This window comes from Thermosynechococcus sp. HN-54, from assembly GCF_023650955.1.
In the GTDB taxonomy this organism is placed as follows: Bacteria; Cyanobacteriota; Cyanobacteriia; order Thermosynechococcales; family Thermosynechococcaceae; genus Thermosynechococcus.
In genome coordinates this window covers 1,551,303-1,574,308 of the sequence record NZ_CP098039.1, presented here as the reverse complement: position 1 = coordinate 1,574,308, position 23,006 = coordinate 1,551,303, and the positions used below count along the sequence as shown (strand labels likewise).

Here is a 23,006-nt window from a genome sequence, read left to right as displayed (position 1 = left end):
GCACCTTAGGGACGCAACGGCGAAGAAGGAGTAGGTGGCGTTGGCAGCGGGGCTGACCGTTGACTGAGAATCACCAAACGATAGCCCAAATATGCAGGTAAGGTTGCCATCATCATCAAGAGTATCACGGACAACAAAGATTCCCATTCAAACCGAGGTCCATAGTAGCTACGGTAAGGGTCATATTTGGGACTAGGCTTGATTTTTTCCCTGAGTGCCATGGGTCGCTTAAAGCGCAATCGGCGATCGTCGAGCTTCTCAAATAAAATCCACCCCCCTTGGGCTTCCTCTTGGCAGACTTTGCGCAGGACATCGGGATCATGAAATTGGTTGCGGCGCGATCGCAGGATTTTGAATTCCCAGCCGCCAAGTTTGGGGGACACCTGATGCGGGTCTTGTTTTGAGGGGTACGTTGTCAACTGTTCCTCTTCTTCCTTGTGTTGTTCAGTGACTTGTTTTTGCCAGCCCCACCACTGATAGTAAAGCAGTGCTGACACACCGAGGCTTCCACTCAGGAGGGATAGTAACAGCACTTCAGCCATGGGGAACAGGGGCAAGATTCTGTTGGGCGATCGTACCCGAAAAGTTGCTCCCTCCTCAGGACAGATCACCGCCCTCTCCCCGCCGCACAAAATGACAAATGCCCCGCTCTGAGGCACTGATAAAATCGCAAAACTCTTGAATCAGGGGATGCGCAAAGTGTTCCCGCAGGTGCTGAACAGCTTGGGAGGTGGTTAATTGCGAGCGGTAAAGGGTATCCAAGGCTTTTTTGAGGAGTTGGCGGTCTTGCGCTGAAAAGCCGGCGCGCCGTAATCCCACCACATTTAAGCCCATGATTGTGTTGGTACTCAGGCTGCGAGTCATACAAAAGGGCGGCACATCTTTTTGAATGGCTGTTCCCCCAGAGAGCATGGCCAAGCGCCCAATGCGCGTAAATTGATGCACAAGACAGTTACCGCTGATGAAAGCGCGATCGCCCACATGGGCATAACCGGCAATCAACGTATTGTTGGCGATCGTGACATGGTTTCCCACATAAACATTGTGACCTAAATGACTATGAGCCATCAGCAAACAATCATGCCCCACATGGGTCACCGTCTCTGGTTGCGTCCCGCGGTGAATCGTCACCCCCTCGCGCAGCGTACAGCGATCGCCAATGTGGACATAGCTAATCGCCCCCTGATAGGCCACATCTTGAGGGAGATCACCAATGACTGCTCCACTATGAACCCTACAGTTCTCGCCAAGGCGGGTATATCCCAAGAGCGTGACATGGGGAGCCAACTGCGTCCCCCGTCCTATCTCCACCGTTGCTGCCACATAGCAAAAAGGACCAATTTCCACATCCTCGCTGATGCGAGCGCCGGTCTCAACTACCGCCGTGGGATGAACCGCCATGAAATTCCTGCACGATGGGCTAAAACCTTCTTAACATAAAAACATATAAAGAGACGACGCGATTTTGATCCCCCATGACGAATGACTTGCGGCAATATCTCCAGCTTCTAGAGCAGCGGCAACAACTGCGACGCATCACCGTACCTGTTGATCCCGATCTGGAGATGGCAGAGATTTGCAACCGCCTATTGACCGCAGGCGGCCCCGCATTGCTGTTTGAGAACGTCATTGGTTCCCCCTATCCCGTGGCGATTAATCTCTTGGGAACGCTAGAGCGGGTGTGCTGGGCCATGAACATGGACCACCCCTTAGAACTGGAAACCCTCGGTGAAAAGTTGGCTAAGCTACAACAACCGAAGCCACCTAAAACCCTGAGCCAAGCCCTTGATTTCGGCAAAATTCTCTTTGATGTTGTCCGTGCCAAGCCAAGCCGCGATCTCTTGCCCCCCTGTCAGCAGGTGGTCATCAAAGCCCCCGATTTAGATCTACGGCAACTGCCCCTCATTCGCCCCTACCCCAAAGATGCGGGCAAAATTATGACCCTTGGTCTGGTGATTACCAAAGACTGTGAGACGGGCATTCCCAACGTGGGCGTTTACCGCTTGCAACTACAATCTCCAACCACCATGACCGTACATTGGCTCTCAGTGCGGGGAGGGGCACGCCATCTCCGTAAAGCGGCTGCCCGCGGCAAGAAGCTAGAAGTGGCTGTGGCCTTGGGGGTGCATCCTTTGATCATCATGGCAGCGGCAACGCCGATTCCTGTGGATTTGTCGGAGTGGCTCTTTGCCGGGCTTTATGGCGGTGGGGGCATCCATTTGGCCAAGTGCAAAACTGTTGATTTGGAGGTGCCTGCCCACTCGGAATTTGTTCTTGAGGGCACCATTACCCCCGGTGAAGTCCTACCCGATGGCCCCTGTGGCGATCACATGGGCTATTACGGTGGCGTGGAAGACTCCCCCGTCGTTCATTTCCACTGCCTCACCCATCGCCGCAATCCCATTTACCTGACAACCTTTAGTGGCCGCCCACCCAAGGAAGAGGCCATGATTGCCCTTGCCCTCAACCGCATTTACACACCCATTTTGCGGCAGCAGGTACCGGAGATTGTGGACTTCTTTTTGCCCATGGAAGCCCTCAGTTATAAGGCGGCGATTATTTCCATTGACAAAGCCTATCCTGGCCAAGCCCGCCGCGCTGCCCTCGCCTTCTGGAGTGCCCTGCCCCAGTTTACCTATACCAAGTTCGTGATTGTCGTGGACAAAGAAATCAATATCCGCGACCCGCGGCAGGTGGTGTGGGCGATTAGCTCCAAAGTAGATCCCAGCCGCGATGTGTTTATTTTGGCGGATACCCCCTTTGACTCCCTTGACTTTGCCAGCGAAAAAATCGGCCTTGGGGGACGCATGGGCATTGATGCCACGACAAAAATTCCTCCAGAAACAGACCATCCTTGGGGTGATCCCCTCACCTCTGATCCGGAGGTGGCACGGCGAGTCACAGAACGCTGGCAGGAATATGGTCTTGGCGATATTGACTTAACGACGGTCGATGCGACGCGGTTTGGCTATGAGCTAGACCCAGCCTTTCGTTGGCGATAATCGGAGAAATAGCAGTTTGCAAACATGACAAATAGAGATGGGATGCGTTGGCAACAGCGGTTGCAGAACTTTGGCCGCGCCTTAATCCGCTTAGAAACTGCCTCTGTTCAGGAAGAGTATTCGGAACTAGAGCGAGCGGGTCTGGTGCAAATGTTTGAGTTTACCCTTGAACTAGCGTGGAAAACACTGAAAGACCTTCTTTTCTACGAGGGAGTGGATGTGAAAACTCCCAGAGAGGCTATTCGCAAGGCCTTTGAGACGGGCTATCTCACTGAGGAAGACACGGAGACACTGCTAGATGCCTTGGCGAAGCGCAATTTATCTAAGCCACACCTACGAAAAGCAAACGGCAAAAGAGGCGGAACGACTGATCAAACACAGGCTTACCCCTGTTTTTCGGAGACTGTACAACTGCTTGCAGGAAAAATATCAACAATGACGGATGGACTCACGCCAGAAAAACGCAAAGCTATCATTGACACCCTTGCGGCCAATCCGAAGGTAGAACGAATCGTCCTCTTTGGCTCATGGGCGATCGGTACCTTCAAAACAACTTCAGATATCGATATTGCCCTCTTTGGCGAGAACCTCACCCTCAGTGATCAAGCTGCCCTTGCCGAGGCGATCGCCGAACTGCCCATTGCCCAACGGGTGGATCTCCTCGTTTATCACAGCATTGAGAATGCAGCCCTGCGGGAAGAGATTAACCAACATGGGGTGGAATGGTTTGCCCGCAACAAGTTGATCACTGTTTAGGGGACTGGCCGCGATAGGCTAAAAGATAGGCTAACTCATCTGCCACTATTGTCTGGATACTTGGGATGGCTCGCACCTACCGCACAATTGGCATTAACCTCAAGGCCATGCCTCTGGGGGAAAGCGATCGCCTGCTCAGTGTCTTTAGTCGCGATCGCGGGCTGTTGAAGTTAGTCGCCCCCCATAGCCGTGGCTCCCGCTCGAAACTGGGCGGACGGGTGGATTTGTTTGTCGTCAATGACCTCTTTATTAGTCCCGGGCGCAATCTGGATCGCATCCTCCAAGCAGAAACAGTGGCAACCTACCAAGGCCTCAGCAGTCATTTGATCACCCTAACTGCTGCCCAATATCTCGGTGAAGTCGTGCTCTACCAAATCCATCCGCAGCAACCTCAGCCGGATCTCTTTGATTGGCTCTGCATCACCTTAGATCAGCTTCAAGGGGTTTCGAGTCGCGCTGCCCTAGCGCTATTGGTGCGCGGCCTCTGTGGCATCTTGCGATTGGGGGGCATTGCTCCAGAATGGTACCAGTGCCATGAAAGTGGCTGCCAAATTGCTGTCCCGGCGGCCGATACCGACTGGCGGTTGGGCTTTAGTTTTGCTAGGGGAGGCGTTTTTACCCTTACTGAGCAGTGTCCCGACAATGCTCTTGCTGGATTGTTTTCAGGGGGCGATCGCCAACTGACGGCTAGTGAAGTCCGTCTGGGACAATGGCTAGCAATGACTACTACTCAAGCCTTGGCACGGGACGAATTTCTCACTCAAGCTGAAACCTATCCCCTCAGTGTTTGGCTGTCCCTTGAGCGGGTGTTACGCCAGTACCTGCAATTTCACCTTGAGCAAACGCTGCGGGTGCCCCCCCTCCTTGATAGTTGTTTTTCACCTGTTGCGGTGTCCCAGCCATGACCCTTGAGCAGCAAGACATTCGCTTGGATCTGCCCCTACCGCCAGTGCCCCCCCTGTGGCAAAACCGCAATTTTATTGCCCTCTGGTTGGCGCAAGTCTGTTCTCAGTTGGCCGACAAAATTTACCTTGTATTTGTGATTGCCCTCACTACGGAGTTTTTCCAAGCGGCAAACCAGAGCATTAGTGGTTGGGTGTCAGCAATCATGGTGGCCTTTACGATTCCGGCCATTCTCCTCGGATCGGTGGCGGGGGTGCTTGTGGATCGGTGGTCAAAAAAACAGGTGCTCATTGTCACCAACCTCTACCGTGCCCTCCTTGTCTTAGGGATCCCGATCACGATTCTCCTTGGCGCTGGGCAATGGTTTGGCTTTATGGCGCTGTTGTTGATTACGTTTACGATTTCCTGTTTAACTCAGTTTTTTGCCCCCGCAGAACAAGCAGCTATTCCTCTGCTGGTGGATAAGTCCCATCTGATGTCTGCCAACTCCCTCTACACCCTGACAATGATGGCTGCTCTCGTGGTAGGTTTCGCTGCCGGTGAGCCGCTCCTGAATCTCGCGAGCCACTGGCACTCACAGTGGGGTGGGGCTGTCTTTGTCAGTGCCTGCTATGCCGGGGCAGCGCTACTACTCATGCTCCTGCGGCCACCGGATCAGTGCCATCTGCCGCCAAGCCACTATCGCCAAATGTGGCAAGAACTCCGCCAAGGACTTTGTCTGTTGCAGGAATATCCAGCCCTGCGTTTTGCGCTGCTGCAACTCATTCTACTCTTTGCCATTGTGGCAGCGATGTCTGTTTTGGTGGTGCGCCTTGCGGAAGTCTTACCAACCCTTGATACGGATCAATTTGGGTTTCTCTTGGCTGCCGCTGCAACAGGACTGGGGCTAGGGGCACTGCTGTTGAATACTGTGGGTAAGCGCTTTTCCTATGGCTGGGCGGGTTTGCTGGGCTGTTGGGGCATGGGAGTAATGTTTCTTGGTCTGTCCCTAAGTCTTAATTCTTTGGCTTGGAGTATGGGCTACATCGTGGGGTTGGGTTTTTTTGCGGCCTTTGTGGCGATTCCCATGCAAACCTTAATTCAACTGATGACGCCGCCAGAACAGCGGGGCACCATTTTTGGCCTGCAAAATAACCTCGTGAATATTGCCCTCAGTGTGCCCTTGGCAGTGGCGGGTTTAGCGGAGACGTGGTGGGGGCTACAGCCAGTGCTCATTGGTTTGGGGGGGGCGATCGCTCTCGGCGGGACACTCATGACCCTCAGCCATCGCCATGGCATGACGACCGGCGTTCTTCTTTGAAAGTTCGATAAAAAATCTTAAATCCTTTCATCTTGACGTTTTTTGCGCTACGCTGTAGAGTCAATTGACGCTTTTGCTGGCGTAACTGACCATGTCACCTGCTGTCCCCCCATCCTCTATGACTTCTTCTAGCCCCGTGATCGCCCTCAAGGAAATGGTATCGCGGTTACAGCGGGAAAACAGTAAAATTCAGGAGCTATTGGCATCCCTCAGCTTTGCGCTGCGGAGTTTCAACAACCTGAATCAATTTTTTGAACTGATCCCGCTCATTACCTGTCGGGTTACAGAGGCGGAGGCAGCGGCTTTGGTCTTGTTTCGCGCTGATGGTCAAGCCCGCCTTGAACAACTCCATTGTCACGCGAGGGATCAGTGTCCCAATATTCGTGCTGCCCTAGAAACGGCAACCCGCACCCTTGCCAATAGCTTCGGTATGGTGGCAATCGATGCGGAGAGTAATCGCGAGTTCAGCCGTCCCCGCCTTGAACAACTCTTGGATCAGCAACTGCGCGAACGTCTCCCCCAAGGCATTCAATTTTACGGCACAGCCATTCTAGTTAAGGACTCTATCCTCACGGAACGCGGACGCTTATACGTTTTTAGTCAGCAACCGGAGTATGAGTGGAACGAAACGCGGCAGCAACTCTTGCAGGTGATTGCGGATCAAACTGCAGTGGCCATTGCCAATGATGAATTGGCCTTAAAGTTGCGCGATCGCCAGCGGTTGGATCGGGAACTAGAAATTGGTGCGGAAATTCAACGGCGACTCTTGCCCCACCGCTGTCCCAAAATTCATGGATTAGAGCTAGCCGCAGAGTGTCGCACCGCCAGTTGGGTTGGGGGGGACTACTATGACTTTATCCCCATTACCTATGGCCTCGGTGATCAAAAAGAGATTGAACAAGGACGTTGGGGCATCGCCATTGGGGATGTCATGGGTAAAGGGGTACCTGCCGGACTGATCATGACCATGACCCGCGGGATGCTGCGGGCAGAAGCCCTCAATGGTCACCGTCCTAGCCGCATTTTGCAGCACCTCAACCGGGCGATGCAACCAGATTTAGAAAGCTCCCATCGCTTTGTTACCCTTTTTTACTCAGAGTACAATCCCCAGACGCGGCTACTGGCCTACAGTAATGCTGCTCACCTTCCCCCACTGCTGTGGCGGGCGGAAACGGGGATTATCCATCGGCTAGACACCTACGGCATGCTCATTGGTCTAGATACCCGCAGCCAATATCAAGAAGCGGAAGTGCGACTGCAACCCGGCGACACTGTGGTTTATTACACCGATGGCATTACAGAAGCGGATAATCCCAAAGGTAAACGCTTTGAGGAAGAGCACCTAGCAGCGGTTGTCAAAGAGGGTTGTGCCAAAGGTTTAGGCGCCCAAGCTTTATTAGATTACATCTTTGATGCCGTTGATGCCTTTACCAATGCCAATGGACGGCGCAGCGACGATATGACGCTGGTGATTCTGCGGGTGATTGACCAGTAGGCAATCCCGTTCCTCTCTTGAGTGACCCCATTAAGCCAACAGCCCTTTTCGCAAGGACTGAACAGTTGCTGCCTCCTCTCTCATTCGAGGGAACGACCCCAACGTCATGACAATGAAATCAATAAAAGCGGTTAAGATAGCCGCAGGTGTGTGTGAGGCGGGGATGCGCTATTTCGTTGAGGTAAGTTTCCGATGCGATGATGATGCCATTTGGGATACTCTAACCCGTCATCTCGGCTTTGTTGAAGCCGAAACCCTTGAGCAAGCCATGGCACTCCATCATTTTTTTGAGATGCATCCATTGGTGTCTGGTGTGGAAACCTTTATCCAATCCCGCGACAGCCAACCCTACCTCTTGATGACCACGTACCCAGAACGCATCAGCAGGGCCAATGTTCAGCGCAGTCGTTTTCAGGAGGCCATCGCAATTTTAGGAGAAAATAGTCCCGGCTTGGCAGAGTGGCTTTTTATGGAGACCACAGGGGATGAGTATTAGGCGCTCTACTCCACGATAGGGAAAACTATAATATAAAACCCCCCTTGGAGCACCCCACAGGAAGTTGTGACGTTGCTATGTCCGACGATCGCCCGCTGCCCCATTCTGAGACTGAGTCCCCTGCCCTGCGCTTAGGACGCAACCCCGGCCTACAGGTGCGCCACGATGAGGTGGAGCGATCGCTCTTGACCCCCATGCTTCAGCACTATGCCGAACTCAAAGATGCCTACCCCCAAGCGCTGCTTCTTTATCGGGTGGGAGATTTCTACGAAACTTTTTTCCAAGATGCCTGCACCGTGGCTCGCGAGCTGGAACTGGTACTCACCGGCAAAGAAGGCGGCAAAGAAGTGGGACGAGTGGCCATGGCCGGTATTCCCCACCATGCCCTTGAACGCTACTGCCGCACCCTGATTGAAAAGGGCTATGCCATTGCCATCTGTGATCAAGTGGAAGACCCTGCCCAAGCCCAAGGATTGGTGAAGCGGGAAGTCACCCAAGTCTTTACACCGGGAACGGTCTTAGATACCGAGCTGCTCCAACCGCGCCGCAATAATTTTTTAGCCGCCGTTCTGCTTTCTGGCCAACATTGGGGATTGGCCTACGCCGATGTTTCGACGGGCGAGTTTTGTACGACCCAAGGGAGCGATCGCGCTGAGCTAATTGCTGAACTTAATCGCTTACAACCCGCAGAGGTTCTGCTTCCCAGTGAAGCCCCCGACATTAATCGCGTTCTGCGCCCCGGCGAAGCCAAGGATCAATTGCCCCCTGAATTGCCGCTGCAATGGTGCTACACCCTGCGATCGCCCCAAGACTTTCAAGCGGCCGAAGCACGCCAACGCCTCTGTCAACGCTTTCAGGTCAAATCCCTTGAAGGCTTTGGCTGTGAACATCTACCCCTTGCCATGCGCGCTGCGGGTGGCCTCTTGGCCTACTTGGATGAAACCCACCGCCAACGGCCAGTCCCCCTACAAAACCTCAGTACCTATTCACTGCAACAGTATCTTTTCCTTGATCCGCAAACCCGTCGCAATCTGGAACTGACCCAAACCATCCGCGATGGTAGCTTTCAAGGCTCCCTCCTGTGGGCGATCGATCGTACCACAACCGCCATGGGAGGACGCCTCCTCCGCCGTTGGCTGCTGCAACCGCTGTTGGACATTGAACAAATTAATGCTCGCCAAGATGCCATTGCCGAATTGATGGCCAATAGTAGCCTGCGCCAGAGCCTGCATCGCCATCTTCAGGAAATTTATGACCTTGAACGCTTGGCGGGTCGCGCTGGATCTGGAACGGCCAATGCACGGGATTTAGCTGCTCTACGGGACTCCTGCCGCACGTTGGTCTCCTTAGCACCCGTGGTTGCCCACACTACATCTCCCTATCTGCAAGCGCTAGCCCAACTTCCCCCCGTGATTGAGCAATTGGCAGACACCCTCAGTGCTGCCCTTGTGGATCAACCCCCCATTAGTCTTACGGAAGGGGGGATTCTACGCCCCGGTGCCTATCCCGAACTGGATCAGCAACGTCAACAAATCGAGCAGGATCAACAGTGGATTCTGAACTTAGAGGCCCAAGAACGGGAACGCACCGGTATTACAACACTGAAAGTGGGCTATACAAAGGTCTTTGGCTATTACCTCAGTGTCTCCCGTGCCAAGCTCAACCAAGTGCCCGGTGACTATATCCGCAAACAAACCCTCACCAACGAGGAACGCTTTATTACCGCTGAACTCAAGGAACGGGAAGCGCGGTTATTGGCGGCTCAAAGCCATCTTTTTGAGCTGGAGTACCAGTACTTTGTTCAGTTGCGGGAGCAGGTGGCCGCTCAGGCTTCAACAATTCGTGAGATTGCGGCAGCAGTGGCGGCAGTAGATGCCCTCTTGGGCCTAGCAGAGGTGGCGCTGTATCAGGGCTATTGTCGCCCTCAGATGACGAGCGATCGCCAGCTTTGCATTCGCGCGGGGCGTCACCCTGTCGTGGAGCAGATGCTACCAGCGGGTTTTTTCGTTCCCAACGATACAGAACTCGGTACTGGTGCTGATCTGATGGTGCTCACCGGTCCTAATGCCAGTGGCAAAAGTTGTTATCTACGGCAGGTGGGTTTGATTCAACTGCTGGCGCAAATGGGCAGTTATGTGCCGGCCACCAGTGCCACCTTGGGGGTCTGCGATCGCATTTTTACCCGTGTGGGAGCTGTTGATGATCTGGCAACGGGGCAATCCACCTTTATGGTGGAGATGAATGAGACGGCCAATATCCTCAACCATGCGGGCGATCGCTCCCTTGTCCTCCTCGATGAAATTGGCCGCGGCACGGCCACCTTTGATGGGCTGGCGATCGCTTGGTCAGTGGCAGAATATCTTGCCACCACACTCAAATCCCGCACCATTTTTGCCACCCACTACCACGAACTCAATCAACTGGCAACGCTGCTGCCCAATGTGGCTAACTTTCAAGTGGTGGTCAAAGAACTCCCCGACGAGATTATTTTTCTACACCAAGTCAAGCCTGGCGGTGCCGATCGCTCCTACGGCATTGAAGCAGGTCGCCTCGCTGGATTGCCCCCCACGGTGATTCAACGTGCCCGGCAAGTCATGCGCCAAATCGAGAAGCACAGCAAAATTGCCGTGGGGCTACGCCAAAGCCAAATGAATGGCACCCCGAAAACGAAAACAGAAACTCCCGAAATTGATCAGGGAGAATTACCCTTTTAATTCCTTGGCTAGAATAGAAAATGTAACGTTTTGTTAACAAGGGGGATCCGTGGTTGTCCTGTTGAAATTACCCCCATTCGTGCAGCAAACCCTGTTGAGGCTCGTCGTGGCTGGCCTTTTATTTTGGTCGAGCATTGCGGCAATGTTGCCCACGTTACCCCTCTACATTGCTGAGAAAGGGGGCACGCCCCATCAGGTGGGATTTGTCATGGGTGCCTTTGCCGTGGGGCTGATTGGTTCCCGCTCGTGGTTAGGGCCTCTGGCCGATCGCCGGGGACGCAAAATCACACTACTTATTGGCTTCGCTATGGCGGCGATCGCTCCCCTGTTTTATATCGTTAGCCACAACCTACCCCTCCTTGTTGCGGTGCGCCTTCTCCATGGCGTGAGCATTGCTGGTTTTACCACCGGCTACATGGCACTGGTGACGGATATTGCCCCACCTGAGCATCGCGGCGAAATCATTGGCTACACCAGCCTTGTGCATCCCATTGGGGTTGCCCTTGGACCGAGTCTCGGCAGTTGGCTGCAAATGAACTACAGTCATGGCTCAGTCTTCACCGTTGCCAGCAGCTTAGCTGCGCTTGGGTTCATGGCTGCGGCAGGCGTGCGGACGGTGAATATCCCACAGGACTCTGGAGTGCCTCCCCCAGAGAAAACCCTCTTTTGGCGGCTCTTGCTTTCAGAACGGCTGCGGATTCCCAGCTTGGTGATGCTGAGCGTGGGGCTGACCTTTGGCACGATCGCCACCTTTATTCCCCTATTTATTGCTGCTGAGCGGCTCAACATTTCCGCAGGGCTGTTTTACTCCGTGGCGGCGATCGCCAGCTTTATGGGTCGGGTGGCCACGGGGTCTGCCTCCGATCGCTGGGGACGAGGCATTTTTATCTCCGCGAGCCTTGCCTGCTACGTCGTCTCAATGGCGCTCCTTGCCCAAGCCCAAACCCCCCTCGATGTTCTCTGGGCTGCCCTACTCGAAGGCCTTGCCGGTGGCGTCCTCATTCCCATGGTGGCTGCCCTCATGGCCGATCGCTCTACACCCCATGAGCGTGGCCGGGTTCTCAGCCTCAGTTTAGGGGGCTTTGATCTGGGAATGGCCTTGGCAGGGCCACTGCTGGGGGGGCTGATTGAACCTTTGGGCTATCGCCTGATCTTTCGCATCGCAGCCGTCTTTAGCCTCTTGGGGCTGACCTTCTTTTTGACGGCCAGTAGCAAAAGTCTGCCGGATTCCCTGCGCTTTGCCCTTGGCATGGGGCGCGATCGCTATGCCCTGTAGCCTATTATTCTTTGGTATCGTTAGGGATTCGTTACAATTTGTTGAGATCACCCACTAGGGAAGAGCGTGTGTCCACACCAGTTTCGGCCAGTTTGACGCCCACGGGCAAATCCTACCGTTGGAATCGCGAGCGTTACTCAAAAACGCGGCGCTTCTTTGACATTTGGTTTTTTGTCTGGCGGTTTCTCTTTGGCCGTTGGCTCCTCACCCAGTCTTGGAGCTACTGGGGCGGTATGACCGATGCCAAACGAGCAGCGCGCCGCCGTGCCCAAGCCATTTGGATTCGTGAAACCTTCCTTGATCTTGGTCCCACCTTCATTAAACTGGGGCAATTGTTTTCCACCCGCGCCGATCTCTTTCCCAGTGAATACGTCGAAGAACTGAGCAAGCTCCAAGATCGCGTCCCTGCCTTTAGTTACGAGCTAGTCGAAAAAATCATCTACGAAGACTTTGGTCGTCACATCCCTGAGCTGTTTCGCAGTTTTGACCCCATCCCCATGGCCGCCGCCAGTCTGGGTCAAGTCCACAAAGCGCAGCTCCGCTCGGGCGAAGAAGTGGTGGTCAAAGTGCAACGCCCTGGCCTGCGGCAATTGTTTGATATTGATCTGGCCATTCTCAAAGGCATTGCCCAATACTTCCAAAACCATCCCAAATGGGGTCAAGGGCGTGACTGGATGGGCATCTACGATGAGTGTTGCCGTATTCTCTACGAAGAAATCGACTACCTCAATGAAGGGCGCAATGCCGACACCTTCCGCCGCAACTTTCGCGATCGCGAGTGGGCCTGTGTTCCCCGCGTCTATTGGCGCTACACCTCACGGCGCGTCCTCACCCTTGAGTACCTACCGGGCATTAAAATCAGTCACTACGAAGCCCTCGAAGCGGCAGGCCTCGATCGCAAACGCATTGCCGAACTGGGTGCCAAGGCCTACCTCTACCAAGTCCTCAACGATGGTTTTTTCCACGCTGACCCCCATCCGGGCAACATTGCTGTCAGCCCCAACGGCCAACTGATTTTCTACGACTTTGGCATGATGGGGCGCATTCAACCTGTGACCCGCGATAAATTGCTGAAAACATTTTTAAGCATTGCCCAGCGCGATGCCGAACAAGTGGTACAGTGCCTTGTAGAGTTAGGGGCGTTGGTGCCAACAGGCGACCTTGGGCCAGTGCGGCGCTCAATCCAGTATCTCCTTGACAATTTCATGAGCCAATCCTTTGAGGCCCAATCCGTAGCACAAATTAGCGATGACCTTTATGAAATTGCCTATGACCAACCCTTTCGTTTTCCCGCCACATTTACGTTTGTGATGCGGGCATTTTCCACCCTAGAAGGGGTGGGCAAAGGACTCGACAAAGACTTTAACTTCATGCAAGTTGCTCAACCATTTGCGACCGAACTTATGACCAACGGAAACTTTCCTGATTCGAGTAATGGCAGTCTTTTCTCTGAACTGAGTCGTCAAGCCGCTCAAGTGGGTAGCACTGCCATTGGCTTACCCCGTCGCCTTGAAGAGGTTCTTGATAAACTAGAGAATGGGGATTTACGGTTACGTGTTCGCTCCAGTGAAAGTGATCGCATTCTGCGGCGCCTCAGTAACATTAACCTCGGCTTGAATTATGTTGTTCTGATTGGCAGCTTTTCTTTAGTGGCAACAATTTTATTTGTCAGCCAGTATGTCCTCTTAGCGGGTGTGGCAGCCGCATTAGCGGTATGGTTTGGCATCCTCTATTGGCGATTGATGCTTAAACTCGATAAGTATGAAAAAATGTTTTAACAAGCAGCCCAAGACAGGGGGGTCATGGACGTTGCCGGCTTAACTGACTGTGGTCTAATTCGCAAAAGCAATCAGGATGCTTTTTATATTGACGAAAAGCACCATCGTTTTTTTATTGTTGCGGATGGCATGGGTGGACACGCCGGCGGCGAAGAGGCCAGTCGTTTGGCCGTTGAACATATTCAGGAATATCTAGAAACCCACCTCGAAGACCTCCAGCATGATCCAGTGACCCTGCTCCGCCAAGCCTTTCTCGCAGCGAATCGTGCCATTGTTGAGCAACAACACCAAAATACCGCCCGTGCTGACATGGGTACCACCGCTGTAGTGGTTCTCATGGACAAAAACGGACAGACTGCTTGGTGTGCCCATGTGGGGGACTCCCGCATCTACCGCTGGCGCAAAGATCAGCTCCAGCAAATTACCAGCGACCACACGTGGATTGCCCAAGCCGTGCAGTTGGGGAGCTTGACGATTGAGCAGGCACGCCAACATCCATGGCGCCATGTCCTCTCCCAGTGCCTAGGCCGCGAAGACCTCACCCAAATTGATATTCAACCCATTGATCTAGAGCCGGGCGATCGCCTGCTGCTATGCAGTGATGGCTTGACCGAAGAACTCACCGATGACGTGATCAGCATCTACCTCAGCGAACCCAATGTCAAAAAAGCGGCGGCTACCCTTGTGAATGCCGCCAAAACCCATGGCGGACGCGACAATGTCACTGTCATTGTCATCAGTGTTTAACCCCCAAAACCTATGCAAACGGAATTTATCCGCATCACCCTGCCTCGACACCCCCTCCCCCAACCTCTTCATGACTCCATTGAACAGGCTCTGCAAGACCATGGCCAACCCCTCCGCTGGGCGATTACTGCCCTCACCCCCACCGAGCTGACCGTTGAGGCAGTCGTTCTGAAAACGTCACCCAGCCCTTGATACAATCCCTCTAGATTCCCTTATCTCCTCCCCTATGACGCGCACAGGTATTGGCATTCAAACGGCTCAGGTTCGCCCTGGACGGGTGAGCGGTCAACTCCACGTCTATGACGGTGCCGGTAAAGGAAAATCCCAAGCGGCTCTCGGGGTCGTTCTGCGCTCCATTGGCCTTGGCATTGCCTCTGCGTGGCCAACACGGGTGCTCTTGTTGCGCTTTCTCAAAGGACCCGGCCGTGTCTATGCCGAAGATGCCGCCATTGAAGCCCTGCAACGGGGGTTTCCTCATTTAATTGATCAGGTGCGCACTGGACGGGCAGAATACTTTACCGCCGAGCAAATTAGCAAGTTCGATCGCCAAGAGGCACAGCGGGGCTGGGATATTGCCAAGGGGGCGATCGCCTCTGGTCTTTATTCCGTGATTGTTTTAGATGAACTCAACCCTGTCTTAGATTTAGGGCTTTTACCTGTCGATGAAGTTGTCAACACCCTCCGCCGCAAACCCGAACACCTAGAAATTATTGCCACTGGCCGCGGTGCCCCTGCCCAACTGCTACAAATTGCCGATCTCCACTCCGAGATGCGTCCCCTTGTGCATCCTACGGCTCAAGAACAGGGCATTGAGGGGATTGAAATTTACACCGGTGACGGCAAAGGCAAGTCCACCAGTGCCCTCGGTAAAGCCCTTCAGGCGATCGGCAAAGGGATTAGCCGCGATCAATCCCACCGCGTCCTCATTCTCCAGTGGCTCAAGGGGGGACAAGGCTACACCGAAGATGCTGCCATTGCTGCCCTCAAAGAGAGCTATCCCCATTTAGTGGATCACCACCGCTGTGGTCGGGATGCCATTGTCTGGCGCGGTCAGCAGCAGGAAATTGACTACATTGAAGCCGAACGGGGCTGGGAAATTGCCCGAGCTGCCATTGCCTCTGGTCTTTACAAAACGATTATTCTCGATGAACTCAACCCCACCGTTGACCTCGAACTTCTGCCCGTCGAACCCATTGTGCAAACGCTCCTGCGCAAGCCGCGCACAACAGAAATTATTATTACCGGTCGCTGCAAATACCCCCCCGCCTACTTTGAACTGGCCAGTGTCCATTCAGAGATGATCTGCCACAAGCACTATGCCGAGAAGGGCGTTGATCTCAAGCGCGGCGTCGATTTCTAGGAACAGATGCGCGCTAGCAGCGTTTCCCCCACTGTAAACTGCTGCAAATAGGCAATTAAAACCTCAAATTGAGGCCGATTTAAGCGGTAATAGACCCACCGCCCCTCTTGACGCGAGAGCACAAGATTCGCTTGCCGCAGTGCCCGCAGATGAAACGAGAGCTTTGAAGGCGTCAGGTGCAAGCGATCGCACAAATCACAGACACACAGCTCCTCCCGATGCAGAATCTCAATCACCTTCAACCGCAACGTCTCCCCAAGGGCATGGAAAGCCAATTGAATCTCAGCGGGGTATTCCTGATGAATCTCTGAAGCAACCATCATTGCACCGGACAAGGGGCACCAAGGGGCTGGCGAAACTGCTCCTGCTCCCCTGTTCGAGCCGTATTTACGGGTTTAGGCGCTTGACTGCGATAAATGGCTTGGCGCAATTGAGCCACTCCTGCTTGGTACAAGCGATCGACTGCTGTCGTCCACAAACGGGGATTGGTACTTACCTCTTGCGGCAGCGTCACCATTACATTCGGCGTAATCCCTGTGCGGTTAATATCCGTGCCATTTGGCGTGTAGTAATGGGCAACCGTCACCGACAAGCCTGAACCATCACTCAATTGATGAATGGATTGTACCAAGGCCTTACCGTAGGTTGGCGTGCCCACCACAATCGCACGACCATTATCCTGCAATGCTCCCGTGAGAATTTCACTACTACTAGCAGAGCGGTGATCCACCAAAACCACGAGGGGCAAATTCGTCAATGCCGATTGATTCGCCCGTGCCTGCTCACTGTGGCCACTGCGATCGACCGTACGCACAATCAAACCTTGATTCAACCACATGCGGGCAATATCAATGCCTGCCTGCAATAGTCCCCCTGGATTCCCCCGCAAATCCAAAACAAACCCCTCCACCTTCTCCGCCTCTAGCTTGCGAATGGCTGCTTGCAACTGATCCGCTGCATGGGCAGTAAATTCACTCAGATAGATATAGCCAATACGTGCACCGCCTTCCTCCTTAACCAGCGATCGCACCGCAGGGAGTTCAATCAATGCCCGTGTCAGAGTGAGGCGAAAGGTACCGCGATTGGGGCGAAACAACTGCAGTTCAATGGGAGTCCCCACCTGCCCTCGAATCCGCCGCGACGCTTCCTCAATCGACATCCGCCGAGTAGATTGACCATCAATCGCCAGCAGGCGATCGCCCGCCTTAATTCCCGCTTGGGTGGCCGGTGAATTTTCTATCGGCTCCAAAATCATTAATTGTTGCGTCTTTTCATCCACCGTCAAGCGAATCCCGATCCCTGAGACTTCTCCCGAGGTTTGCGTACGCAAAGCCGCAAACTCCTCTGGCGTCATAAAGCGCGTATAGGGATCATTCAACCGCTGCAACATGCCCTTAATTGCCGCGTAGGCCTGTTCTCGTGAGGTATAGCGCCGTGCCAACAACTGCCGCCGTACCGCTAGCCAATCCACCTGATTAAACGACTCATCCACATACTCCTGCTGCACAATCTGCCATACCTCATCCACCAGAGTCTTAGGGCTGTCCTGCATTCGTCCATAGCTAGGGAGCACTGTCGCTAGCACCGCTGTAACTACCGAGGAACCCACCAGCACCCAGTGCCGAAAACCCTTCAGACCAGTGAATAGAGGCATAACCCTAAAAACCTTTCAAGGGGAGACAATAAACAATAAATTGGATCTGATATTTGATGCACTATAGACCCAACGACCAGTGAATGTCACTCCCCTATCCAAAGCCAATCATCCCTTAAACATTTCTTAAAAATCAAGACCCCACCTAGAGAACCTAGATGGGGTAGTTTGAATATTTTGCCTAGCACCGAGCTATTTTTGCAGGAGGTCACCCTCCAACTATCTTCACCGCTGCGGCGTTTCACCTCTGAGTTCGGGATGGATCAGCGTGGTTCCACCGCGCCATAGGCACTAGGCAAAGCCTTGATTTTGAATTGAGAACCTAGACTGAAGAGTTGCTAGATAAATTCAGCGTAAACAACCTTTCAACTAAATAGCGATTGTCAGTAGAATTAATTAACTCAGACACCTGTTGATTGATGAGGTCAAGCCCTCGGTCTATTAGTACTCCTAGACTACATCCATTACTGGACTTCCATCGAGAGCCTATTAACGGGTGTTCTACCCGTGACCTTACTGGCTTACGCCATGGGAGCACTCATCTTGAGGTGGGCTTCCCACTTAGATGCTTTCAGCGGTTATCCACTCCGCACATGGCTACCCTGCGTCTACCGTTGGCACGATAACAGGTACACCAGAGGTGCGTTCCTCCCGGTCCTCTCGTACTAAGGAGGACTCCTCTCAATGCTCCTACGCCTGCACCGGATATGGACCGAACTGTCTCACGCATGTTGCTCTCGTATCACTACGAGCATGGACTATATCTTCATCCTGACTCTCGCCATTAACGAATCAGGAGCCGACGTTTGATGTCTCTGACAACCTCAGAGCATCTCAGCTTACGCTTGATGGCTAACTCAAGCCTAGGCTTCAGTCTCTACGGGATCAAGAGTTGTCGTGATCTCAAGAACTGTTCTACTTGATCGGAGCGAATAGAACGCTTTTTTGAAGCATTCAGCTCACCAAATTGATCTACTTGCCTAGCAAGGCTTAGGAATTGCTGCGGCGTTAAACGCCTTGACGGAACAACTTCCTGTAGAACAGTAATTGCTAAATCACACTGTGGCTTTTTCAAGCGAAGGTAGTTGCGTAGGGTACACAGTACCCTGAGAACCGACGGTGCATCAACAATGGCATATTCGCTTAGTCCATCTTTTCGATCTCTTACGAAACCGACTTGGAAAACAGATTTTAACCATTCCAAGAAGGTTCGATGAGAAGAGGACTGAAAGAAGGTGATACTAGCGCGAATTTGATAGCCAAGGACATAGTCCTTACGCCGCACTAGTTGCAAGTTAATGCACCCATCAGCATCTAAAAAGCCCGCAATGTAACTTAGCGTCAGATCATCCGTCACGAGACTCTTGCTTACCCTCGGTATTGTCTTAACCAGCCGTTCGGTCACTGATTAAGATTCTACCGATTTTAGTCGGTTTGCTGCTCCACATTACTGTGAAGTGACGCAATGATTTACGTTCTGAACCCAGCTCACGTACCGCTTTAATGGGCGAACAGCCCAACCCTTGGGACGTACTACCGCCCCAGGTTGCGATGAGCCGACATCGAGGTGCCAAACCTCCCCGTCGATGTGAACTCTTGGGGGAGATCAGCCTGTTATCCCTAGAGTAACTTTTATCCGTTGAGCGACGGCCCTTCCACGCGGAACCGTCGGATCACTAAGGCCGACTTTCGTCTCTGCTCGACTTGTAGGTCTTGCAGTCAAGCTCCCTTATGCCTTTGCACTCTACGGCTGATTTCCGACCAGCCTGAGGGAACCTTTGCGCGCCTCCGTTACCATTTAGGAGGCGACCGCCCCAGTCAAACTGCCCACCTGAAACTGTTCCTTCGCTGGCTAACAGCAGAAGGTTAGAATTCTAGCCTTGCCAGAGTGGTATCTCACTGGCGACTCCATATCCCCCGCAAGGGATACTTCAACGTCTCCCACCTATCCTGCGCAAGCAAAGCCCGAACCCAATTCCAGGCTACAGTAAAGCTTCATAGGGTCTTTCTGTCCGGGTGCAGGTAGTCCGCATCTTCACAGACACTTCTATTTCGCCGAGCCTCTCTCCGAGACAGCGCCCAGATCGTTACGCCTTTCGTGCGGGTCGGAACTTACCCGACAAGGAATTTCGCTCAGTTGCTCTTTACCGTTTCCGATAAAGCTGGACTTTACCTTGTGCGACCACGATTCATTTGAGATGCCACTTTTTGGATTCTTGCTAGACCGTCATCTGTCAAATGTGCTCCTGATTGACATAGAAGCACCACATCCCTGAATTTAAGGAAATCTATGTTTTTACTTGTCTTCAGCGGATGCTTAAGAAAGAAAGGACAGATACGCTCAGCTAAGTGCTCGATGCTGCGAACTCTGTAGGCCATGCGATCGCCGTGATTCACGCGAACCACGCCACAATCGAAATAAGCCTTGAGTGCATAGAGAACCTTTACATCTCGCCGATGCTGGACAACTGTAAATTCAGGAAGTACCTGAAATCCTGTTGCCATTTGTGAGTGAGGATTGATTCCAACATGGAAGCATCCTTCACCATCGACGAAACCAACAATCCACTGGGCATCTAAATTCATGTATCGCACCTGAACATCAAGTCTCTGAGGATTCCTAGATTCCTCTAGGTCTTTCCTGCGGATTATCCCCATGTCTTTCACATTTTGACTGAACAGCACTGCAGCACCTCATATTTTTGAAACTCTTTCGAGTTCGGTGCCTCGCTGAACGAGTAGTGAAAAGCTGTTAGAGGACTTTCCCGCATATGGTTCAGTTTTACTAAGGCTAGCGTTCGTTAACCTTAGGACCGTTCATTTACGTTTCACTCAACTTCCAAGTGTGTTGTACATATTGTTGAGTGCGACCAGAGCGTTGCCTAAACTTACTCTAGTCCTTCATGTCGCCATGAAGATCGGACTATATCATCACCTTGAATTTGTGGTGTCTGGCATATAGTCTCTGAGGATTTGCCAATGGTTGCCAAGATTTGATCATCTGTGTATCGCCGTTTCCCACCGTCATTCATCAGTTGACGAATCTTGAGGATTTTTTTGATACCGTCCTCCGTTAGGTGAGCGCCTTGCAGCATCAGAGCTACAATTTGCTTAAATTTGGAGAAATCCCGCTTTTTCTTAGCTGAAAGAAAGCCAAACCGGTTAAAAAAGGGTATGACGTTTTCAGCTATCGCATTCAGATTGGTAACTTCGTAGTACCACACCCCATCAGGGCGCTCACGAAGTGTTCCACAACCCAAATGCTTTTTGTACAAAGCAAGGATGACACGGTCTTTTTGGGAAACATTAAAGCTAGCAGTAACCTTCCAAGGTACAACATAGTCAGGACGTGGGCGAAAAGAAACGTTAAAGCTTCCTTCGCCGTCAGCAAAACCTGCTAGGTAGTAACCTATTTGTGGAGGCACTTGCTTGATATTGGCAGTCATTGGCACCTTTCCTGCTGATTGTCCGCACTGCATGCATTGTCACTGCTCCTTTATCTTAGGAGCGAGTAGCAGCAGATACACCGGATGTTCCAGCATATAGCCAGATTTATTTACGTAACTACAACTAGGTCATAGTTACGGCCGCCGTTCACCGGGGCTTCGGTCGCCAGCTTCGCTTGCGCTGACCGGCTTCCTTAACCTTCCGGCACTGGGCAGGCGTCAGCCCCCATACATCGTCTTACGACTTAGCGGAGACCTGTGTTTTTGGTAAACAGTCGCCTGGGCCTCTTCACTGCGGCCACCTCTCGGTGGCACCCCTTCTCCCGAAGTTACGGGGCCATTTTGCCGAGTTCCTTAGAGAGAGTTATCTCGCGCCCCTTGGTATACTCTACCCCCCCACCTGTGTCGGTTTCGGGTACGGGTATCTTGGCTTAACGTGCTTAGAGCTTTTCTTGGAAGCATGACATCAATCACTTCCCCACCGTAGTGGGTCGTACTCCTGCCTCAGCTCAGAGCGTTTTCACCGCTCCTCAACACCTCGGACAGTTGAACCGGTAACCAACATCCGGCTGATCTAGCCTTCTCCGTCCCTCTGCACAAACCAAGATGAGTACTGGAATATTGACCAGTTGTCCATCGACTACGCCTTTCGGCCTCGCCTTAGGTCCCGACTAACCCTTCGCGGACGAGCCTTCCGAAGGAACCCTTGGGGTTTCGGGGCATTGGATTCTCACCAATGTTTTCGCTACTCAAGCCGACATTCTCACTTCTGCCTCGTCCACACCTGCTTACGCTAGTGCTTCAAACTAATGCAGAACGCTCCCCTACCACTTACGTAGTAAGTCCACAGCTTCGGTACATCACTTAGTCCCGTTCATTTTCGGCGCAGGAACGCTTGACCAGTGAGCTATTACGCACTCTTTTAAGGATGGCTGCTTCTAGGCAAACCTCCTGGTTGTCTGAGCATCCCCACCTCCTTTACCACTTAGTGATGATTTAGGGACCTTAGCTGGTGGTCTGGGCTGTTTCCCTCTCGACGATGAAGCTTATCCCCCACCGTCTGACTGGCTGTGTGTACACAGGGTATTCAGAGTTTGACTCGATTTGGTACCGCTCTCGCAGCCCGCACCGAATCAGTGCTTTACCCCCCTGCTATAATCACACCCGCTATGCCTCAACATATTTCGGGGAGAACCAGCTAGCTCCGGGTTCGATTGGCATTTCACCCCTAACCACAGCTCATCCGCCGATTTTTCAACATCGGTCGGTGCGAACCTTCACTTGGTGTTACCCAAGCTTCATTCTGGCCATGGTTAGATCACCCGGGTTCGGGTCTATAAATACTGACAAACGCCCTATTCAGACTCGCTTTCGCTATGGCTTCGGCATTTTTGCCTTAACCTGCCAGTACCTATAAGTCGCCGGCTCATTCTTCAACAGGCACGCCGTCACTCGTTAAATCGAGCTTCGACTGCTTGTAAGCCTACGGTTTCATGTTCTGTTTCACTCCCCTTCCGGGGTTCTTTTCACCTTTCCCTCGCGGTACTATACGCTATCGGTCACACAGGAGTATTTAGCCTTACGAGGTGGTCCTCGCAGATTCATCCGGAATTCCACGTGCTCCGGACTACTCGGGATACAGCTAGGATTGTTAAGCTTTTGACTACAGGACTTTCACCTTCTTTGGTGTAGCATTCCACTACTTCGTCTAGCCGCTCAATTCCACGTTGCTGTCCCACGACCCCAACAGGCAAGCCCGTTGGTTTAGGCTGTTCCCCTTTCGCTCGCCGCTACTAAGGGAATCGAGTTTTCTTTCTTTTCCTCTGGCTACTAAGATGTTTCAGTTCGCCAGGTTTGCCCTCTAACGTTATGGATTGGCGTTAGAGTTACTGGGTTGCCCCATTCGGAAATCTCCGGATCAAAGCTTGTTTCCAGCTCCCCGAAGCGTATCGTCGGTATCCACGTCCTTCATCGCCTCTGTGTGCCTAGGTATCCACCGTAGGCCCTTTGTAGCTTGACCACAGTCAACATTGGTGTCTGTGCTCTCAAGTAGAACAAATTGCTGTTCTACTCAAGATG

16 protein-coding genes and 2 rRNA genes are annotated in these 23,006 nt (G+C 52.7%); 12 read left to right on the top strand and 6 right to left on the bottom strand.

The window, feature by feature from the left end:
- Nucleotides 1–5 precede the first annotated feature (5 nt).
- Nucleotides 6–497 (bottom strand): hypothetical protein, encoded by a 492-nt coding sequence (locus NBE99_RS07620; protein WP_250681504.1) that lies wholly within the window; start codon nucleotides 495–497, stop codon nucleotides 6–8.
- Between the two features lie 100 nt (nucleotides 498–597).
- Entirely contained in the window at nucleotides 598–1,401 is an 804-nt protein-coding gene (lpxA, locus tag NBE99_RS07615) for an acyl-ACP--UDP-N-acetylglucosamine O-acyltransferase (protein WP_250681503.1), read from the bottom strand.
- Between the two features lie 74 nt (nucleotides 1,402–1,475).
- Between lpxA and NBE99_RS07610 the strand changes: the two genes are divergently transcribed.
- The 12 genes from NBE99_RS07610 to NBE99_RS07555 all read left to right on the top strand — a co-directional run bounded on the left by NBE99_RS07610 (nucleotide 1,476) and on the right by NBE99_RS07555 (nucleotide 15,827).
- Nucleotides 1,476–3,002, top strand: a complete 1,527-nt coding sequence (locus NBE99_RS07610) for a UbiD family decarboxylase (RefSeq protein WP_250681502.1) — start codon at nucleotides 1,476–1,478, stop codon at nucleotides 3,000–3,002.
- 24 nt (nucleotides 3,003–3,026) lie between these two features.
- The gene (locus NBE99_RS07605; RefSeq protein ID WP_250681501.1) at nucleotides 3,027–3,758 is read left to right on the top strand and encodes a nucleotidyltransferase substrate binding protein; all 732 of its coding nucleotides are present in this window, start codon (nucleotides 3,027–3,029) and stop codon (nucleotides 3,756–3,758) included.
- A gap of 65 nt (nucleotides 3,759–3,823) precedes the next feature.
- Nucleotides 3,824–4,663, top strand: a complete 840-nt coding sequence (gene recO, locus NBE99_RS07600; protein WP_250681500.1) for a DNA repair protein RecO — start codon at nucleotides 3,824–3,826, stop codon at nucleotides 4,661–4,663.
- Nucleotides 4,660–5,961, top strand: coding sequence for an MFS transporter (locus NBE99_RS07595; protein ID WP_250681499.1), 1,302 nt, complete (start codon nucleotides 4,660–4,662; stop codon nucleotides 5,959–5,961). Before recO ends, NBE99_RS07595 begins: the two co-directional genes overlap by 4 nt.
- A gap of 91 nt (nucleotides 5,962–6,052) precedes the next feature.
- On the top strand, nucleotides 6,053–7,456 hold the full coding sequence (locus NBE99_RS07590; RefSeq protein ID WP_315897258.1) for a PP2C family protein-serine/threonine phosphatase: 1,404 nt from the start codon (nucleotides 6,053–6,055) through the stop codon (nucleotides 7,454–7,456).
- A 163-nt stretch (nucleotides 7,457–7,619) separates the two neighbouring features.
- Nucleotides 7,620–7,952: a hypothetical protein gene (locus NBE99_RS07585; protein ID WP_250681497.1), complete on the top strand. Its 333-nt coding sequence runs from the start codon at nucleotides 7,620–7,622 to the stop codon at nucleotides 7,950–7,952.
- A gap of 77 nt (nucleotides 7,953–8,029) precedes the next feature.
- Complete coding sequence (gene mutS / locus NBE99_RS07580) at nucleotides 8,030–10,666, top strand: DNA mismatch repair protein MutS (protein WP_250681496.1); 2,637 nt, start codon at nucleotides 8,030–8,032, stop codon at nucleotides 10,664–10,666.
- Nucleotides 10,667–10,715: 49 nt separating this feature from the next.
- Entirely contained in the window at nucleotides 10,716–11,942 is a 1,227-nt protein-coding gene (locus tag NBE99_RS07575) for an MFS transporter (RefSeq protein ID WP_250681495.1), read from the top strand.
- A gap of 68 nt (nucleotides 11,943–12,010) precedes the next feature.
- Complete coding sequence (locus NBE99_RS07570) at nucleotides 12,011–13,720, top strand: AarF/ABC1/UbiB kinase family protein (protein ID WP_250681494.1); 1,710 nt, start codon at nucleotides 12,011–12,013, stop codon at nucleotides 13,718–13,720.
- Between the two features lie 24 nt (nucleotides 13,721–13,744).
- On the top strand, nucleotides 13,745–14,467 hold the full coding sequence (locus tag NBE99_RS07565; RefSeq protein WP_250681493.1) for a Stp1/IreP family PP2C-type Ser/Thr phosphatase: 723 nt from the start codon (nucleotides 13,745–13,747) through the stop codon (nucleotides 14,465–14,467).
- Nucleotides 14,468–14,479: 12 nt separating this feature from the next.
- Complete coding sequence (locus tag NBE99_RS07560; protein ID WP_250681492.1) at nucleotides 14,480–14,659, top strand: hypothetical protein; 180 nt, start codon at nucleotides 14,480–14,482, stop codon at nucleotides 14,657–14,659.
- 34 nt (nucleotides 14,660–14,693) lie between these two features.
- Complete coding sequence (locus NBE99_RS07555) at nucleotides 14,694–15,827, top strand: cob(I)yrinic acid a,c-diamide adenosyltransferase (RefSeq protein ID WP_250681491.1); 1,134 nt, start codon at nucleotides 14,694–14,696, stop codon at nucleotides 15,825–15,827.
- On the opposite strand, the gene NBE99_RS07550 is transcribed toward NBE99_RS07555, so the two are convergent.
- The 4 genes from NBE99_RS07550 to NBE99_RS07535 form a co-directional block, all read right to left on the bottom strand.
- A complete protein-coding gene (locus NBE99_RS07550; protein ID WP_250681490.1) occupies nucleotides 15,824–16,150 on the bottom strand; it encodes a helix-turn-helix transcriptional regulator in 327 nt (108 codons plus the stop codon). The genes NBE99_RS07555 and NBE99_RS07550 overlap by 4 nt on opposite strands.
- Nucleotides 16,147–17,481 carry a S41 family peptidase gene (locus NBE99_RS07545; RefSeq protein ID WP_250681489.1) on the bottom strand — a complete coding sequence of 445 codons (1,335 nt, stop codon included), beginning with the start codon at nucleotides 17,479–17,481 and terminating at the stop codon, nucleotides 16,147–16,149. The genes NBE99_RS07550 and NBE99_RS07545 overlap by 4 nt, the downstream gene beginning before the upstream one ends.
- Before the next feature lie 179 nt (nucleotides 17,482–17,660).
- A 5S ribosomal RNA gene (rrf, locus tag NBE99_RS07540) occupies nucleotides 17,661–17,777 on the bottom strand.
- Nucleotides 17,778–17,902: 125 nt separating this feature from the next.
- Nucleotides 17,903–22,947, bottom strand: a 23S ribosomal RNA gene (locus tag NBE99_RS07535).
- Nucleotides 22,948–23,006 lie beyond the last annotated feature (59 nt).

Coding starts and splice junctions, on each gene's coding strand:
- lpxA (WP_250681503.1), bottom strand. CDS start 1,401: ATGGCGGTTCATCCCACGGCGGTAGTTGAGACCGGCGCTCGCATCAGC.
- NBE99_RS07610 (WP_250681502.1), top strand. CDS start 1,476: ATGACGAATGACTTGCGGCAATATCTCCAGCTTCTAGAGCAGCGGCAA.
- NBE99_RS07605 (WP_250681501.1), top strand. CDS start 3,027: ATGACAAATAGAGATGGGATGCGTTGGCAACAGCGGTTGCAGAACTTT.
- recO (WP_250681500.1), top strand. CDS start 3,824: ATGGCTCGCACCTACCGCACAATTGGCATTAACCTCAAGGCCATGCCT.
- NBE99_RS07595 (WP_250681499.1), top strand. CDS start 4,660: ATGACCCTTGAGCAGCAAGACATTCGCTTGGATCTGCCCCTACCGCCA.
- NBE99_RS07590 (WP_315897258.1), top strand. CDS start 6,053: ATGTCACCTGCTGTCCCCCCATCCTCTATGACTTCTTCTAGCCCCGTG.
- NBE99_RS07585 (WP_250681497.1), top strand. CDS start 7,620: ATGCGCTATTTCGTTGAGGTAAGTTTCCGATGCGATGATGATGCCATT.
- mutS (WP_250681496.1), top strand. CDS start 8,030: ATGTCCGACGATCGCCCGCTGCCCCATTCTGAGACTGAGTCCCCTGCC.
- NBE99_RS07565 (WP_250681493.1), top strand. CDS start 13,745: ATGGACGTTGCCGGCTTAACTGACTGTGGTCTAATTCGCAAAAGCAAT.
- NBE99_RS07560 (WP_250681492.1), top strand. CDS start 14,480: ATGCAAACGGAATTTATCCGCATCACCCTGCCTCGACACCCCCTCCCC.
- NBE99_RS07555 (WP_250681491.1), top strand. CDS start 14,694: ATGACGCGCACAGGTATTGGCATTCAAACGGCTCAGGTTCGCCCTGGA.
- NBE99_RS07550 (WP_250681490.1), bottom strand. CDS start 16,150: ATGATGGTTGCTTCAGAGATTCATCAGGAATACCCCGCTGAGATTCAA.
- NBE99_RS07545 (WP_250681489.1), bottom strand. CDS start 17,481: ATGCCTCTATTCACTGGTCTGAAGGGTTTTCGGCACTGGGTGCTGGTG.